15 protein-coding genes are annotated in these 14,940 nt (G+C 72.9%); 5 read left to right on the top strand and 10 right to left on the bottom strand.

Features of this window, described 5'->3' with window-relative positions:
- Positions 1-102 precede the first annotated feature (102 nt).
- A complete protein-coding gene (locus KG111_RS05180) occupies positions 103-1,089 on the bottom strand; it encodes a thiamine-phosphate kinase (protein WP_205291748.1) in 987 nt (328 codons plus the stop codon).
- A 107-nt stretch (positions 1,090-1,196) separates the two neighbouring features.
- Here KG111_RS05180 and KG111_RS05175 point away from each other — a divergent pair, with 107 nt between their 5' ends.
- Positions 1,197-1,433, top strand: coding sequence for an Lrp/AsnC family transcriptional regulator (locus KG111_RS05175; RefSeq protein ID WP_240195762.1), 237 nt, complete (start codon positions 1,197-1,199; stop codon positions 1,431-1,433).
- Complete coding sequence (locus KG111_RS05170) at positions 1,412-1,930, top strand: DUF3515 domain-containing protein (protein WP_205291749.1); 519 nt, start codon at positions 1,412-1,414, stop codon at positions 1,928-1,930. Before KG111_RS05175 ends, KG111_RS05170 begins: the two co-directional genes overlap by 22 nt.
- Positions 1,931-1,945: 15 nt before the next feature.
- Here KG111_RS05170 and KG111_RS05165 read toward each other — a convergent pair whose 3' ends face one another.
- Complete coding sequence (locus KG111_RS05165) at positions 1,946-3,091, bottom strand: D-alanine--D-alanine ligase family protein (RefSeq protein WP_205291750.1); 1,146 nt, start codon at positions 3,089-3,091, stop codon at positions 1,946-1,948.
- Between the two features lie 24 nt (positions 3,092-3,115).
- Between KG111_RS05165 and KG111_RS05160 the strand changes: the two genes are divergently transcribed.
- Positions 3,116-4,240, top strand: a complete 1,125-nt coding sequence (locus tag KG111_RS05160) for a trans-sulfuration enzyme family protein (RefSeq protein WP_205291751.1) — start codon at positions 3,116-3,118, stop codon at positions 4,238-4,240.
- Positions 4,241-4,264: 24 nt separating this feature from the next.
- Here the strand turns inward: KG111_RS05160 and KG111_RS05155 are convergent, their stop codons facing one another.
- Entirely contained in the window at positions 4,265-5,293 is a 1,029-nt protein-coding gene (locus tag KG111_RS05155; RefSeq protein WP_249666309.1) for an NAD(P)H-dependent glycerol-3-phosphate dehydrogenase, read from the bottom strand.
- Positions 5,290-6,033, bottom strand: coding sequence for a lysophospholipid acyltransferase family protein (locus KG111_RS05150; RefSeq protein WP_205291752.1), 744 nt, complete (start codon positions 6,031-6,033; stop codon positions 5,290-5,292). Before KG111_RS05150 ends, KG111_RS05155 begins: the two co-directional genes overlap by 4 nt.
- Before the next feature lie 112 nt (positions 6,034-6,145).
- On the opposite strand from KG111_RS05150, the gene cofC reads away from it, so the two are divergent.
- Positions 6,146-6,787 carry a 2-phospho-L-lactate guanylyltransferase gene (gene cofC, locus KG111_RS05145; RefSeq protein ID WP_249666308.1) on the top strand — a complete coding sequence of 214 codons (642 nt, stop codon included), beginning with the start codon at positions 6,146-6,148 and terminating at the stop codon, positions 6,785-6,787.
- 68 nt (positions 6,788-6,855) lie between these two features.
- On the opposite strand, the gene KG111_RS05140 is transcribed toward cofC, so the two are convergent.
- The 4 genes from KG111_RS05140 to leuC form a co-directional block, all read right to left on the bottom strand.
- Positions 6,856-7,578, bottom strand: coding sequence for an HU family DNA-binding protein (locus tag KG111_RS05140; RefSeq protein WP_205291753.1), 723 nt, complete (start codon positions 7,576-7,578; stop codon positions 6,856-6,858).
- A gap of 179 nt (positions 7,579-7,757) precedes the next feature.
- Positions 7,758-9,740, bottom strand: coding sequence for an LTA synthase family protein (locus KG111_RS05135; protein ID WP_205291754.1), 1,983 nt, complete (start codon positions 9,738-9,740; stop codon positions 7,758-7,760).
- Positions 9,741-9,791: 51 nt separating this feature from the next.
- Positions 9,792-10,391: a 3-isopropylmalate dehydratase small subunit gene (gene leuD, locus KG111_RS05130; RefSeq protein ID WP_205291755.1), complete on the bottom strand. Its 600-nt coding sequence runs from the start codon at positions 10,389-10,391 to the stop codon at positions 9,792-9,794.
- 14 nt (positions 10,392-10,405) lie between these two features.
- Entirely contained in the window at positions 10,406-11,818 is a 1,413-nt protein-coding gene (gene leuC, locus KG111_RS05125; RefSeq protein WP_205291756.1) for a 3-isopropylmalate dehydratase large subunit, read from the bottom strand.
- 146 nt (positions 11,819-11,964) lie between these two features.
- On the opposite strand from leuC, the gene KG111_RS05120 reads away from it, so the two are divergent.
- The gene (locus KG111_RS05120; RefSeq protein ID WP_205291757.1) at positions 11,965-12,687 is read left to right on the top strand and encodes an IclR family transcriptional regulator; all 723 of its coding nucleotides are present in this window, start codon (positions 11,965-11,967) and stop codon (positions 12,685-12,687) included.
- A gap of 36 nt (positions 12,688-12,723) precedes the next feature.
- Here KG111_RS05120 and KG111_RS05115 read toward each other — a convergent pair whose 3' ends face one another.
- Complete coding sequence (locus KG111_RS05115) at positions 12,724-13,206, bottom strand: methylated-DNA--[protein]-cysteine S-methyltransferase (protein WP_205291758.1); 483 nt, start codon at positions 13,204-13,206, stop codon at positions 12,724-12,726.
- Positions 13,207-13,223: 17 nt separating this feature from the next.
- Positions 13,224-14,873: a DNA-3-methyladenine glycosylase 2 family protein gene (locus tag KG111_RS05110; RefSeq protein WP_249666307.1), complete on the bottom strand. Its 1,650-nt coding sequence runs from the start codon at positions 14,871-14,873 to the stop codon at positions 13,224-13,226.
- Positions 14,874-14,940 lie beyond the last annotated feature (67 nt).

Here is a 14,940-nt window from a genome sequence, read left to right as displayed (position 1 = left end):
CCTGCCGCTGATCGGCTCGACGAAGGCCGCCACCCGCTCGGGTGGCGGCCTTCGTGCTTCCCGGCGCCACCGCCCGAGAGGCAGCGGCGCCGACGAAGGACCTCAGAAGTGCGTCCAGCCCGTCGGGCCGTCGTACGGGGCTCCGTCGACGGTGACGGCGGGCTCCCCCTCCACGGGAGCGGACCCGACGGTGCCGATCCGAACCCATCCCTCGGGCAGCGCGGCACCGGCCGGGAAGGTGGCGAGCAGGCTGTGGTCGTCCCCACCGGCGAGGATGAACTGCAGCGGGTCGGCCCCGGTGGCGGCGCCGACGGCGAGCAGCGGCTCGGGCACCTCGAAGGAGCCGGTCGAGACGTCGATGCTGACCCCGGAGGCGACGGCGAGGTGACCGGCCTCGGCGAGCAGGCCGTCGGAGACGTCGATCATCGCGGTAGCCCCGGCCTGGGCCGCCTGCGGCCCGGCGTCGTACGGCGGCGCGGGGCGACGGTAGGCCTCCACCAGCACCCGCGGGGAGCGGAACCCGCGGCCCAGGACGGCCAGGCCGCCCGCGGCCCAGCCCTGCCGGCCGCACAGCGCGAGCACGTCGCCGGGCGCGGCACCCGAGCGCAGCACCGGGGAGACGGTGCAGGCGCCGATGACGGTCACCGAGACCACCACCGCGTCCGCGCGGGACAGGTCTCCGCCGACCACGCCGGCGCCCACCGCGGCGCACTCGGTGGCGAATCCCCGGGTGAAGTCCAGGGCCCACGCGGCGGGCAGGTCGGCCGGCATGGCCAGCGACACCGTCAGCCACTGTGCGCGGCCACCCATGGCGTTGACGTCGGAGATGTTCTGCGCGGCCGCGCGGTGCCCGACGTCGACGGCCTCGGCCCAGTCCCGTCGGAAGTGGCGGCCCTCGACCAGGACGTCGGTGGAGACCACGACGTGGCCGCTGCGCACCCGCATCACCGCGGCGTCGTCACCGGGGCCGACGAGCACGTCGGTGCCGGGCGCGGTCCGCGCCACGACGTCGGCCACCGCGGAGATCAGCCCGAACTCCCCGAGGTCGGCCACGGTCGCGTCGGTCGGTCGGATCTGCGGGGAGCTCATGGGTCCATCCCACCAGAGGCAGGCTCCGGGTCCCGCGCCGGTTCTGCGGAGGCCCCGGATCGGGGTAGGTTGAGTCTTCCGCACAGCCTTCGACGGGAGCGACGACCATGGTGGTCCATGCCTACATCCTGATCCAGACCGACGTCGGCAAGGCTGCCGAGGTGGCCCGCGAGGTCGGCGCCATCGAGGGTGTCACCCTGGCCGAGGACGTCACCGGCCCGTACGACGTGATCGTGCGCGCCGAGGCCCGCAACGTCGACGAGCTGGGCAAGCTCGTGGTCTCCAAGGTGCAGAGCCTCGAGGGCATCACCCGGACGCTGACATGCCCGGTCGTCCGCATCTGAGCCTGCGGCTGCACACCCCCGGCCGGTTCTCCGGACGGGTCCTTCTCGTCGCGGGCTGCCTGCTGGTCGCCGGGTGCGGTGACGACACGGTCAAGGTCGACGTGGATGCGCCCGACGGCGACACGGCCGCGTGCCGTGCGCTCATCGCCGACCTGCCCGCCACGCTCGCCAAGAAGCCGAAGGTGGCCGTCGAGCCGACCGACGCCCCGGCGGCCGCGTACGGCGAGCCCCCGATCGTGGTCACCTGCGGCGTGCCGGTGCCCGAGGGCTTCGACCTCACCGCCTCCTGCGAGACCGCCGACGGGGTCGGCTTCTACATCCCCGACGAGCAGTACGAGGACCAGGACCTCGATCTGGTGCTGACCACCGCCGGCTACGAGCCGCGGGTGGAGGTGCGGATCCCCGCCCGCTACCGGCCCAACGCCGGGCCTGCGGCCATGTCCGCGCTGGCGCCGCTGGTCACCGAGCACACCAAGCTCGTCGAGCCCTGCGACTGACCCGACTGACCCGGTTCAGCGCAGGCCGGTGGGACGCTGCAGCGCCAGCGTGAGCAGCCGGTCGATGAGCTCGCCGTACTCGACGCCGGTGGCGGCCCACATCTGCGGGAACATCGACAGCGGCGTGAAGCCGGGCATCGTGTTGATCTCGTTGACCACCAGGGAGCCGTCGGGCATCAGGAAGAAGTCCACCCGGGCCAGGCCCTCGCAGCCCGCGGCGACGAAGGCGTCGGCGGCGAGCTGCCGCATCCGGTCGGCGACGTCGCCGGGCAGGTCCGCGGGCACGTCGAGCTCGGTGTGCTCCCCGGGCAGGTACTTGGCCGCGAAGTCGTAGAACTCGTGCTCGCCGGTGACCCGGATCTCGGCGGGCAGGCTGGCCTCGACCCCGCCGCCGACCTTCTCCAGCACCCCGCACTCGATCTCGCGGGCGCCTTCGGCGGAGACCTCGATGAGCACCTTGGGGTCGTACGCCAGCGCCTCCTCGAGGGCGTCGTCGAGCTCGTCCGGCCCGTGCGCCTTCGCGATGCCGATCGACGAGCCGCCTCGGGCGGGCTTCACGAACAGCGGGTAGCCCAGCTGCTCGACCCGCGCGCGCACGGCGACCGGGTCGCTCGCCCACTCCCGGGCCGTGACGGTCTCGCTCGGCATCACCGGCAGCCCGGCGGCGGTGAGGACGACCTTCATGAACGCCTTGTCCATGCACACCGCCGAGGCGAGCACACCGGAGCCCACGTAGCGCACGTCCGACATCTCCAGCAGGCCCTGGATGGTGCCGTCCTCGCCCCACGGGCCGTGCAGCAGCGGGAAGACGACGTCGACGTCGCCGAGTGCATGCGGCGGCGCGCTGGGGTCGCTGACGACCAGGCCGGCTCCGCCGTCGGTTTGGACCAGCGCGACGGTGGCGCGCTCGGCGTCGACCGCCGGCAGGTGTCCGGTGTCGGTGATCTGGTGCCGGGAGGGGTCGTCGACCTCCAGCACCCAGCGGCCGTCGGCGGCGATCCCGACCGGCACGACGTCGTACTTGTCGCGGTCGATGGCCTGGAGCACGTTGCCCGCGGTGACGCAGGAGATGGCGTGCTCGCTGGAGCGGCCGCCGAAGACCACGGCGACACGGATCCGGCGGTGGGCAGCGGGCCGTTGGTGACCGTTTGGCGCGTTCATCGCCGATGACCATACCGTTGAGGCATGTCCGGACCCGCGCTCGACCCGACCTCCACACCCCCCGGCCAGGCGGCCGAGGGGGCACTGCGGCCCGCCACGCTGGCCGTGACCGCCGGGCGGCCCGCGCACGACGCGGACCAGCCGCTCAACGTGCCGGTGACGCTGACCTCGACGTACGTCGCCGGGGGTGACCTGGAGTACGGCCGCTACGGCAACCCCACCTGGACGGCCTTCGAGGACGCGCTCGGTGCGCTCGAGGGCGGACGGGCGCTGGCGTTCGCCTCCGGCATGGCCGCAGTCACCACGCTGCTCGACCTGGTCGGCAACGGCGCCGGTGTCGTGGCGCCGCGACACTCCTACAGCGGGACCATCGCGGCGCTGGCCGACTTCGAGGCGCGAGGCCGCCTGCACGCCACCCTCGTCGACGTCACCGACACCGCGGCGGTCGTCAAGGCGATGCAGGACGACGAGGACTGTGCACTGCTGTGGCTGGAGTCGCCCACCAACCCCGCGCTGGAGATCGCCGACCTCGCCGCACTGTGCCAGGCCGCGCACGGGCTGGGGATCCGGGTCGTGGTGGACAACACCTTCGCCACTCCCCTGCGCCAGCGCCCCCTGGAGCTGGGCGCCGACATCGTGGTGCACTCCGCCACCAAGTTCATCGCCGGGCACAGCGACGTGCTGATGGGGGCCCTCGTCGTCGGCGACGACGAGGTGCACAGCGCGCTGAAGAGCCGCCGCGACCTCGCCGGAGCCGTCCCTGGCCCGTTCGAGGCCTGGCTCGCGTTGCGCGGGCTGCGCACCCTGCACGTGCGGCTGGACCGGGCCGAGGAGAACGCCGCGGAGCTGGCGCGCCGCCTCGCCACGCACGCCGAGGTCGCCGAGGTCCGCTACCCCGGCTTCGGCGCCATCGTCTCTGCCGTGCTGGCCGGCGGCGCGGACGCCGGCGACTTCCTGGTCCGCGCCACCTCGCTGTGGGTGCACGCCACGTCGTTGGGCGGCGTCGAGTCGACCTTCGAACGGCGGCGGCGCTGGAAGCTGGAGGCTCCCAGCATCCCCGAGGGCCTGGTGCGGCTCTCGGTGGGCATCGAGGACGTCGAGGACCTCTGGGCCGACCTGGTCCAGGCCCTGGACCGGATCTCCTCCTGAGCCGCCCGGGTCGGCTGGGGCGCGTCAGCCGATCTCGGACTTGGTGTCGCGGGCGATGAACGCCTCCATCATCTGCGCGGTCGTCATCCGGCCCAGCACCACCTCGTCGACGGCGTCCACGATCGGCGCCGACACACCGAGGCTGCCGGTCAGGGCCCGCAGCGACGAGCAGGACTTCGCACCCTCCGCCACCTGGCGGGTGGAGGCGTAGATCTCCTCCACGCTCATTCCCTGCCCGAGCTTCTCGCCGAAGGTGCGGTTGCGCGAGAGCGGGGAGGAGCAGGTGGCGACGAGGTCCCCGAGCCCGGCCAGCCCCATCAGGGTGAGCGGGTTGGCGCCCAGCCGCATGGCCAGCCGCGCGGTCTCGGCCAGGCCGCGGGTGATCAGGGAGGCGGTGGTGTTGTCACCGAAGCCGAGGCCGACGGCCATGCCGACACAGAGGGCGACGACGTTCTTGTAGGCCCCACCGAGCTCGCAGCCGAGCACGTCGACGCTGGTGTAGGGCCGGAAGGCGGGCGAGTGCACGCGGGCCTGCAGCGCGGTGGCCACGGACTCGTCCGCGCAGGCGACGACGGAGGCGGCGGGCTCGCGGCGAGCGATCTCGCGCGCCAGGTTCGGGCCCGAGACGACCGCGATCCGCTCGGGGCCGACGTCGGCGACCTCGGCGACCACCTCGGACATGCGCTTGAGGGTGCCGAGCTCGACGCCCTTCATCAGCGACACGAAGACCGCGTCGCGCTGCACGTGCGGCAGGAACGTGCCCAGGTTCTCCCGCAGCGACTGCGACGGCACCGCGAGCACCACGACGTCGGCACCGGCCAGCGCCTGCTCGGGATCGGTGGTGGAGCTGATCGTGCGGGGCAGCTCGATGCCGGGAAGGTAGTCGGCGTTCTCGTGCTCGTCGTTGATCGCGGCGGCGACCTCGTCGCGGCGCGCCCAGATCGACACCTCGTTGCCGGCGTCGGCGAGGATGATGGAGAACGCCGTCCCCCAGGATCCGGCCCCCAGCACGGCGACCTTGTTGCCCGTCAACGCGCCCACTGAGGCCCTCACTTCTTGTTCTTCTTGAACCGGTCGCCCTGCACCGCCATGTCGTACCGCTCGGCGGGCGCCTTCTCGTTGCGCACCAGCTCGAGCTGGCGGGTGATCGCGTCCATGATCCGGTCCGTGGCCGCGTTCACCACAGCGGGGGTGCGCGGCTGGGCGCGAAGGTCGTCGAGCGGCACCGGCTCGCCGACCCGCATGGTGATCTGGTGCCGCGGCACCAGCTTCGGCCGCTTCGTGTACGGCGCCAGGATCTCGTGCGCGCCCCACTGGCCCACCGGGATCACCGGGCAGCCGGTCTCCAACGCGATCCGGGCAGCACCGGACTTCGCGCGCATCGGCCACATGCCGGGGTCGCGGGTGATGGTGGCCTCGGGGTAGATCACCACGCACTCGCCGGCCTGCACCGCCGCCACAGCGGCGGCGTAGGCGCCCACGGCGTCACGGGAGTCCCGCTTCACGGGGATCTGGCCGGCACCGCGCAGGAAGACGCCGAGGGCCTTGTTGTCGAACAGTCCCGACTTGGCCAGGTAGCGCGGCAGCCGGCCGTGGTCGTAGACCAGGTGCGCCGCGGTGAGCGGGTCGAGGTGCGAGATGTGGTTGAGCGCGATGATGCAGCCGCCGGTCTCGGGCAGGTTCTCGCCACCGATCCACTCCCGGCGCGTGGTGCTCAGCAGGAACGGCTTGATGATGGGCACCGCGATGTTGAAGGCCCAGCCCCGCCTTCGCCCCAGCTTCCGCACCGTCACAGCCACGCAGGCTACCTCCCCGTGACCGTGACCACGCCAGCACGCGCTCACCGGCGCGTTCCGCCGCCGGGCACCGGTCTGGGACAGCGGGGATGGATGCCAGGATGGGGACGTGGTCGTGAGGCGGAACGGTTTCGTCGTGCTGGTGCCGGCGAAGTCGCCGGGCACGGCCAAGTCCCGGCTCTCCGCACTCAGGCCCCAGGAGCGGCGCCTGCTCGCCGCGGCGTTCGCCACCGACGTCGTCGACGCCTGCCTGGCCAGTGCGTACGTCGTCGAGGTCCGCGTGGTCAGCGACGACCCGGTTTTCGCAGCCACCCTGGTGGCCCGCGGCGCCGTCGGCTGCGCCGATCCCGGCGGCGGTCTGAACGCTGCGCTGCGCCACGCTGCGCATCTGGCGCACCACGACCATCCCGGGCTCCAGCCGGTGGCCCTGTGCGCCGACCTGCCCGCCCTGCGCCCCGCCGACCTCGACGCCGCCCTGTCCCAGGCCGCCGGCACCGGCGAGGCGTGGTTCGTCCGGGACGCCGACGGGACCGGGACCACGCTCTACACCGCGCCGTTCGACGCGTTCGACCCGCGCTTCGGCGCAGGCTCCGCAGAGCGGCACGAGGCCGCGGGGTGCCGCCAGCCGCAGGGCGCACTGCCCACCCTGCGCCGCGACGTCGACGACGTCGCGGGTCTGCGCGCGGCCCTCGCCCTCGGCGTCGGCCCAGCCACCGCCCGCGTCGCGACGTCGCTGCCGCCCTCCCCCTGAGTCCCGCAGGACGACGAACGGGCCACCCTCCACGCAGGAGGGCGGCCCGTTCGGCCGATCGGTGAGGATCAGGACTTCTTGGCGGCTTTCTTCGCCGGCGCCTTCTTGGCAGGAGCCGACTTCTTCGCCGCAGCGCTCTTCGTCGCGGTGGTGGACTTCGTCGCGGTCTTCTTCGCGGCGGGCGCCTTCTTCGCCGTCGTCGAGCTGGTCGCTGCGGCGGTCTTCTTGGCCGGTGCCTTGGCGGTGCTCGCCTTCTTCGCCGTGGACTTGGTCGCCGTCGACTTGGTCGCCGTCGACTTGCTCGCCGTCGACTTGCTCGCCGCCGACTTGCTCGTCGTCGACTTGCTCGCCGCGGACTTGCTCGTCGTGCTCGCCTTCTTGGCGGGGGCGGCCTTCGTGGCGGGCGCGGCGCTCTTGGCGACCGCAGCCGCCTTCTTCGCCGGAGCCGCGGCCGTCTTCGCAGCCGTGGCCGCCGCCTTCTTCGCACTCACCCTCGGCAGCGGCGCGAGCTTCTTGGCCCCGGACACGACGTTCTTGAGGTCGGCACCCGCGCTGAACTTCGGCACCGACTTCTTCTTGGTCTTCACCCGTTCCCCGGTCTGCGGGTTGCGGACCCAGCGCGCGTTGCGCACGGCCTTGTCGAAGGAGCCGAAGCCGGTGATCGCGACCTTCTCCCCCTTGGCCACCTGCCGGGTGATCGTGTCGAGAACCGCGTCCAGTGCATGGGCGGCGTCCTTGCGGCTGCCGTCGAATCGGTCGGCCAGCGTGTCGATCAACTGAGACTTGTTCACTACGTGTCCTTTCAAGACACACCGTCAAGGGCGTCTCTGGGGCTCTCGCAGCCGAGCCGGCGCCCAGCTGTCCTACTTGCGAACGCTAAGCACTGCCGCGCGGACCCACAATCACCAGGCACGGTTTTTTGTGACGCATTTCACTGCGGACGCCCCAGAACCGCTCTGTTACGCCGATTTCAGGGGTTCGTGACCACCGAGCCGGGCCACATCCGGTCCACGGCGAAGCGCTCACCGATCGAGAAGTCGTACTGCACCAGGCGCAGGTCGGCGAGCAGCTGCTTCGTCTCGTCGTCGAGGTCCTCGGGCTGCACCGGGTCCCCGGAGGTGTCCAGCAACCGGCCCTGCGCCATGGCACCGACGTGCTCGCGGACCTCGTCCAGCAGGGCGAGGTACGGCGGCACGGGCGCGTCCGCGACCTCGTACAGCAAGGGCAGGAAGAAGGCGGGGCTGGTGATCGGCACCTCGCGCACGACGTTCTGCTCCGCCCGGTTGCTCCACACCAGGAAGGGCGTGCGGTGCAGGCGGAGCCCGTCGTTGGCGGACTGGGTGTCGGAGCTGTAGATGCCGGGGAGGTGGTCGCCGTAGAACAGCACGATCGTCTCCTCGTCCGCGCCGTCGAGGGCGTCGAGGAAGTCGGCGAACGCGGCGTCGGAGTGCTCCAGCCCCCGTGCGTACTGGCCGATCCGCTCGGCCTGGCCGCCGCTGACGCCCTCCACCCCGATCGGGTCGGGATAGTTGTCGGTGACCGGGATGTGGTTCTGCATGGTCACGAGGTTGACCAGCAGCGGCGCCTCGCTGTCGTCGATCTGGCGCAGCACCTCGTCGAAGGCCGAGGCGTCGGAGATGAAGGGGTTGTCGTCGATGGTGCGGGCCCCGGGCAGCGTCGTGTCGTGCACGAACTCCTGGAAGCCGAAGCGGTGGTAGACCTGCTGCCGCTTGTACATCCCCACCCGGTAGGGGTGCACCGCGACCGCCCGGTGCCCCTGGGCGCGGAACCAGCCCACCGCAGAGGGATAGTCGCGCTCACCGGGCACGAGCATCTGGTACGGCGAGAGCATCTGCGGGCGGAACAGGCGCAGGGACTGCCCGGTCAGGGTCTCGAACTCCATGTTGGCCGTGCCGCCGCCGTACATCTGGGCGAGCATGTGGCCCGAGGTGGTGCGGGCCATCAGCGCGCGGGTGTGCGGGATCGGGTCCCGCTCGAGCTCGAAGCCCTCGAGCTCGGTGGGGTCGGTGAACGACTCGCTGAGCACCAGCACGACGTTCACGTCCGCCAGGCTGCCGTCCCGGGTGGCGTTGATGCGCTCCGCGGCGGCGGTGTAGCGGTCGGCGAGGCGCGCCATCACCTCGGCGTCGTACGACGTCGGGGCGGCCATGGCCTCGGTCGGCATGTTGTAGAGGAACCCGCCGATGAAGCCGTTGGAGCGGTAGTTCGTCGTCTGGTTCCAGTACCGCCAGGACTCGCCTCGCGCCTCGTACAGGCCGCGCCACGCGTTGCCCTGGTGGTTGAACTGGAAGGCGTGCAGCAGCATCACCCCGGTCAGCGCGAGGACGCCGAGGCGCAGTCCGATGACGGCCAGGGCCTGGCGCCGAGGCAACGCCCACAACCGCGGCCGTGGCCAGCGCTGCTGCATCCGGCGGCCGATCCGTGCCGCGGCGACGAGCACGCCACCGACGGCGAGCCCGCCGAGGATCAGCAGCGGCAGCGGGACCATCGAGGTCAGGAAGCCCGGCTCACGCAGGAAGTCGATGTCGCTGGGATAGACCGGCTCCCGGCGCAGCGGGATCTTGACCAGCGTGACCACGCCGAGCACCAGGGCGAGCGCCGCGACCGCGCCGAAGGACCACCACAGCCGGCCGAGCAACGCCCAGCAGAAGCCGATCAGCGCCCAGACCAGCAAGGTGTCGAACCAGAACCCGCCGCCGTCGAAGAGCAGGTCCTTCAACCACCGGGGCAGGAACAGCCCCAACGTGGAGGCCTGCAGCGCCACCGAGATGGCCAGCGCCGCCTGCAGGCTGCCCTTGGCACCGCGCAGCAGGACCTGGCGCAGGCTCGGTGGGACGGTCTCCTCGGGGACGGTCTCCTCGGGGAGGGTCTCCTCGGGGGCGTCTCCGAGGGCTTGGCCCGCGCGCGCGGCGGGGCCGACGGAGGTGGACACGGGATCGATCCTAGAGAACGGTCCCGCCCCCACCTCCGCTACGTCATCGGCTCAGGAGGTCGCGCCCAGCGTGACCGGCTTGTACGACGGCCGCTTCGCCTCGTAGGCGATGATGTCGTCCTCGTGGGACAGCGTGATCCCGATGTCGTCGAGGCCGTTGAGCAGCCGCCAGCGGACGTAGTCGTCGACCTGGAAGTCCGCGGTGATGTCGCCGGCGGTGACGGTGCGGGCCTCGAGGTCGACTCTCACCTCGGCGCCCGGGTTCGCCTCGAGGTAGTCCTGGATCTTCAGGATCACGTCCTCCTCGACCTGCGCGGCGAGCAGGCCGGAGTTGCCGGCGTTGCCGCGGAAGATGTCGGCGAAACGCGGCGAGAGGACGGCCTTGAAGCCGTAGTTCTGCAGCGCCCAGACGGCGTGCTCACGAGACGAGCCGGTGCCGAAGTCCGGGCCGGCGACGAGCACCGAGCCGGCGCGGTAGGCGTCCTGGTTGAGCACGAAGCCGGGGTCGGTGCGCCAGCTGGCGAACAGGCCGTCCTCGAAGCCGGTGCGGGCGACCCGCTTGAGGTACTCGGCGGGGATGATCTGGTCGGTGTCGACGTTGCTGCGCCGCAGCGGGACGCCGATGCCGGTGTGGGTGGTGAACTTGTCCATGACGTGTGCTCCGTTCAGACCGAGGCGGGGACGAGGTCGGCGGGCGAGGAGAGCTTGCCGCGCACGGCGGTGGCCGCGGCGACGGGAACCGACACCAGGTGGGTGCGGCCGCCCTTGCCCTGACGTCCCTCGAAGTTGCGGTTCGAGGTCGACGCGCTGCGCTCACCGGGGGCGAGCTGGTCGGGGTTCATGCCCAGGCACATCGAGCAACCGGCGCCGCGCCACTCGGCGCCCGCGGCGATGAAGATCTCGTGCAGGCCCTCGGCCTCGGCCTGCATCCGCACGCGCACCGAGCCGGGCACGACGAGGAACCGGGTGCCCTCGGCGACCTTGTGGCCCTTGATGACCTCGGCCGCCAGGCGCAGGTCCTCGATCCGGCCGTTGGTGCAGGAGCCGACGAAGACGGTGTCGATCGCGACCTCGCGCAGCGGGGTGCCGGCCTCCAGGTCCATGTACTCCAGGGCGTTGCGGGCCGCGAGCGCGTCGGTCGGGTCGGCGAAGTCCTCGGGGCTCGGCACGGTCGCGCCGAGCGGCGCGCCCTGGCCGGGGTTCGTGCCCCAGGTGACGAACGGCGTCATCTGCGAGGCGTCGAGGACGATCTCCTTGTCGAAGACGGCGTCGGGGTCGGTGGCCAGGGTGCGCCAGTGCGCGACCGCGGCGTCCCACTCGGCCCCCTTGGGGGCCTCCGGCTTGTCGGCCAGGTAGGCGAAGGTGGTCTCGTCGGGCGCGATCATGCCCGCCTTGGCGCCCCACTCGATCGACATGTTGCACACGGTCATCCGGCCCTCCATGGAGAGCTCCTCGATGGCCTGGCCGCGGTACTCGACGATGTAGCCCTGGCCGCCGCCGGTGCCGACGTGGGTGATCAGGTTGAGCACCAGGTCCTTGGCCGTCACGCCCTCGGGCAGGCTGCCGTTGACGGTGACCGCCATGGTCTTCAGGCGGGCCTGCTGCAGGGTCTGGGTGGCGAGCACGTGCTCGACCTGCGAGGTGCCGATGCCGAAGGCGATCGAGCCGAAGGCGCCGTGGGTGGAGGTGTGCGAGTCGCCGCAGACGATGGTCATGCCGGGCTGGGTCAGGCCGAGCTGCGGGCCGACGACATGCACGATGCCCTGCTCGATGTCACCGAGCGGGTGCAGCCGGACGCCGAACTCCTTGGCGTTCTTGCGCAGCGTCTCGACCTGGGTGCGGCTGATCGGGTCGACGATCGGCTTGTCCCAGTCCAGGGTGGGGACGTTGTGGTCCTCGGTCGCCAGGGTCAGGTCCGGGCGGCGGACCTTGCGTCCAGCCAGGCGCAGGCCGTCGAAGGCCTGCGGGCTGGTCACCTCGTGCAGCAGGTGGAGGTCGATGAAGAGCAGGTCCGGCTCCCCCGGGTTCGACCGGACGACGTGCTCGTCCCACACCTTCTCCGCCAGGGTCTTGCCCATGACTCGCTCCTCATCGTCGATGTCGTTCTTGGTGGCTGCGTCGCGGGTCGGCCGATCGGCCGTGCGGCGTGACCTCGGCCGGGGTTTCCGGCCTCGACTTCCAGTTTAGCCTTGCATCCCAGATCCCGAGACGGCAGTATTGCCATATGGACAACTCGAGCGGAGTCGGCGTACTCGACAAGGCAGCCCTGGTGCTCACGGCACTGGAGTCGGGACCGGCCACGCTGGCCGGCCTGGTCGCCGGGACCGGCCTCGCCCGCCCCACGGCCCACCGGCTGGCGGTGGCACTGGAGCACCACCGGCTCGTGGCCCGCGACATGCAGGGCCGCTTCGTGCTGGGCCCGCGGCTGGCCGAGCTCTCCGCGGCGGCCGGCGAGGACCGGCTGCTCGCCACGGCGGGCCCGGTGCTCGCCCGGCTGCGCGACATCACCGGTGAGTCCGCCCAGCTGTGGCGCCGCCAGGGCGACCACCGTGTCTGCGTGGCCGCCGCCGAGCGGCCCTCCGGCCTGCGCGACACCATCCCGGTCGGCTCCCAGCTCACCATGCGCGCCGGCTCCGCGGCGCAGGTCCTGCTCGCCTGGGACGACCCCGAGCGGATCCACCGCGGCCTGCAGAACTCCGCCTTCTCCGCCGCCGAGCTCTCCGCCATCCGCCGCCGCGGCTGGGCGCAGTCGGTCGGCGAGCGCGAGCAGGGCGTGGCCTCGGTCTCGGCGCCGGTGCGTTCGCCCAGCGGCAAGGTCATCGCGGCCGTCTCCGTCTCCGGTCCGCTCGAGCGGCTCTCCCGCCAGCCCGGCCGGATGCACGCCCCGGCCGTGCTCGCCGCTGCCGAGCGGCTCTCGGAGTCGCTGCGCCGCGCGGCCGCGGAGTAGCCCGGGCAGTAGCCCGGTCCTGCCCGCGCGGGCCGCTCAGAACAGGGCGTCCTGCTCGATGTCGAGCAGCACCTGCTTGCGCGCCACCCCGCCGGCGTAGCCGGTCAGCGTGCCGTTCGCACCGATCACTCGGTGACACGGGATGAGGATCGGGATCGGGTTGGACCCGTTCGCCAAGCCCACCGCACGCGACGCCGCGTTGGTCCGGCCCAGCCGGGCCGCGATCTGGCCGTACGACGCGGTGGCGCCGTACTCGATGCCCAGCAGCTGGTCCCACACCGCGCGCTGCCACAGCGTGCCGACCGGGGCCAGCGGCAGGCCGAATTGGGTGCGGGTGCCGGCGAAGTACTCCCCCAGCTCGCGCGCGGCCTGAGCCAGCACCGGCGACGGCTCCCCCGGCTCACCCGGCGCGCCCGGGTCCGAGTCGTCGCGGAACGGCGAGAACTCGACCGCGGTGATCGCGCCGTCGCGCTCCACGATGCGCAGCGGTCCGAGTGGTGAGTCGATCACGATCCACATGGCTTCCTCCGTCCTCCTCACGAGTCTCCCACCGCCTTCTTCTCGGCCGCCGTCGTCCCGGCTGACGTGCCTGCCGTCGTGCCTGCTGTCGTGCCTGCCGTCGTGCCGGCCCACAGGTGCATGAGCGCGTACGAGCGCCACGGTGCCCAGCGCTGCGCGGCGGCCGGGTCCGCGCCGCGGGCGGTCAGCGCGGCGCGCACCCCGGCGTCGCCCGGCAGCCACACGTCCGGGTGGCCGAGGGCCCGCAGCGCGACGTAGTCGGCGGTCCACGGGCCGATCCCGGGCAGCGCCAGCAGGTCGGCGCGCACCCGGGCCCGGTCCGGGCCGCGGTCGAGCACGAGGCGGCCCTGCGCCAACGCCTCGGCGAGCCCGAGCAGGGCCCTGGCGCGGGAACCGGGCATCCGGACCCCGGCGTCGCGCAGGTCGTCGACGTCGAGCGCCGCCAGGGCCTGCGGGGCCGGGAAGAGGTGCGTCAGGCCGGGGATCGCGGACAGGGTGGTCCCGGTGGTCCCGTTCGTCGTGGTCGTCCCGGTCGCCACGGGCTCGCCGTGGGCGGCGACGAGGCGGGCCGCGGCGGTGCGTGCCGCCGCGACGCTGACCTGCTGGCCGAGCACCGCCCGCACGGCGACCTCGGCGCCGTCCACGTGGCCGGGTACGCGCAGGCCCGGCCGGGCGGCGACCAGTGGCGCGAGCAGCGGGTCGGTGCCGAGGTGGGCGTCGACGGCGACGGGGTCGGCGTCCGCGTCGAGCAGGGCCCGGACGCGGGCCACCGCCGCGGCCGTGTCGCGCAGGTCGTGCAGGGCCAGCCGGATCACGACGTACGACGTCCCCGGCCCGGGCAGGTCGGCGAGCTCGACCTCGACGGCTCCCGGCCCGTGTGGCAGCCGCAGGGTGCGCGCGTACCTGCCCGTGCCGTTGGCACCCACGGTGGCGACCTCGACGCCGGGCACGCAGCGGTCGGCGAGGAAGCGCAGCAGCGCCGTCCCGGCGAACGGCGTGCGGACCGCGATCCGCAGCCGCAGGCCGCCCGCCCCGTGGCCCGACGCGAGTCGGCCACGGGACCGGTCGGGGCGCCGGGTGCGCAGCTGGGTGGGCGTCGCGTCGTACACCTCGCGCAGGGTGGCGTTGAACTGGCGCACGCTGGCGAAGCCCGCGGCGAAGGCGATGTCGGCCAGCGGCAGGTCGGTGCTCTCCACCAGGGCTCGGGCGGTCAGGGCGCGCTGGGTCCGGGCCAGCGCGAGCGGCCCGGCGCCGAGCTCGGTGACGAGCACGCGGGACAGGTGCCGCGGGGTGTACCCGAGCCGGGCGGCGAGACCGGGGACGCCGTCGCGGTCGACGACGCCGTCGGCGATCAGCCGCATCGCCCGGCCCGCGACGTCGCCGGCGACGTCCCACTGCGGGCTGCCCGGGGTGGCGTCGGGCAGGCAGCGCTTGCAGGCGCGGTGCCCGGAGGCTTGGGCGGAGGCGGCGGTGCGGTGGAAGGTGACGTTGACCGGGGCCGGCGTCCGGGCCGGGCAGGACGGGCGGCAGTAGATCCCGGTGGTGCGGACCGCGACGTAGAACACACCGTCGAAGCGCCGGTCCCGCGAGCGCAGCGCGGTGTAGCAGGCGTCGAAGTCGAGCACGCCGCCCGCCTCAGCGCTCCACACCGCCGGTTCCGTCCGCACCCGACCATCCTGGACCCCCGAGCCGACATCGGCTGGCGGGAATCGGACACGACGTTCCGGCCCTGTC

The sequence above is a fragment of the Nocardioides faecalis genome (assembly GCF_018388425.1).
Lineage (GTDB): Bacteria > Actinomycetota > Actinomycetes > Propionibacteriales > Nocardioidaceae > Nocardioides > Nocardioides faecalis.
Note: the sequence above shows the minus strand (reverse complement) of the source record. Positions and strands in the feature narration are given on the sequence as shown.

Coding starts and splice junctions, on each gene's coding strand:
- KG111_RS05175 (WP_240195762.1), top strand. CDS start 1,197: ATGGTGGTCCATGCCTACATCCTGATCCAGACCGACGTCGGCAAGGCT.
- KG111_RS05120 (WP_205291757.1), top strand. CDS start 11,965: ATGGACAACTCGAGCGGAGTCGGCGTACTCGACAAGGCAGCCCTGGTG.
- KG111_RS05170 (WP_205291749.1), top strand. CDS start 1,412: ATGCCCGGTCGTCCGCATCTGAGCCTGCGGCTGCACACCCCCGGCCGG.
- leuC (WP_205291756.1), bottom strand. CDS start 11,818: ATGGGCAAGACCCTGGCGGAGAAGGTGTGGGACGAGCACGTCGTCCGG.
- KG111_RS05180 (WP_205291748.1), bottom strand. CDS start 1,089: ATGAGCTCCCCGCAGATCCGACCGACCGACGCGACCGTGGCCGACCTC.
- KG111_RS05165 (WP_205291750.1), bottom strand. CDS start 3,091: ATGAACGCGCCAAACGGTCACCAACGGCCCGCTGCCCACCGCCGGATC.
- KG111_RS05160 (WP_205291751.1), top strand. CDS start 3,116: ATGTCCGGACCCGCGCTCGACCCGACCTCCACACCCCCCGGCCAGGCG.
- KG111_RS05115 (WP_205291758.1), bottom strand. CDS start 13,206: ATGTGGATCGTGATCGACTCACCACTCGGACCGCTGCGCATCGTGGAG.
- leuD (WP_205291755.1), bottom strand. CDS start 10,391: ATGGACAAGTTCACCACCCACACCGGCATCGGCGTCCCGCTGCGGCGC.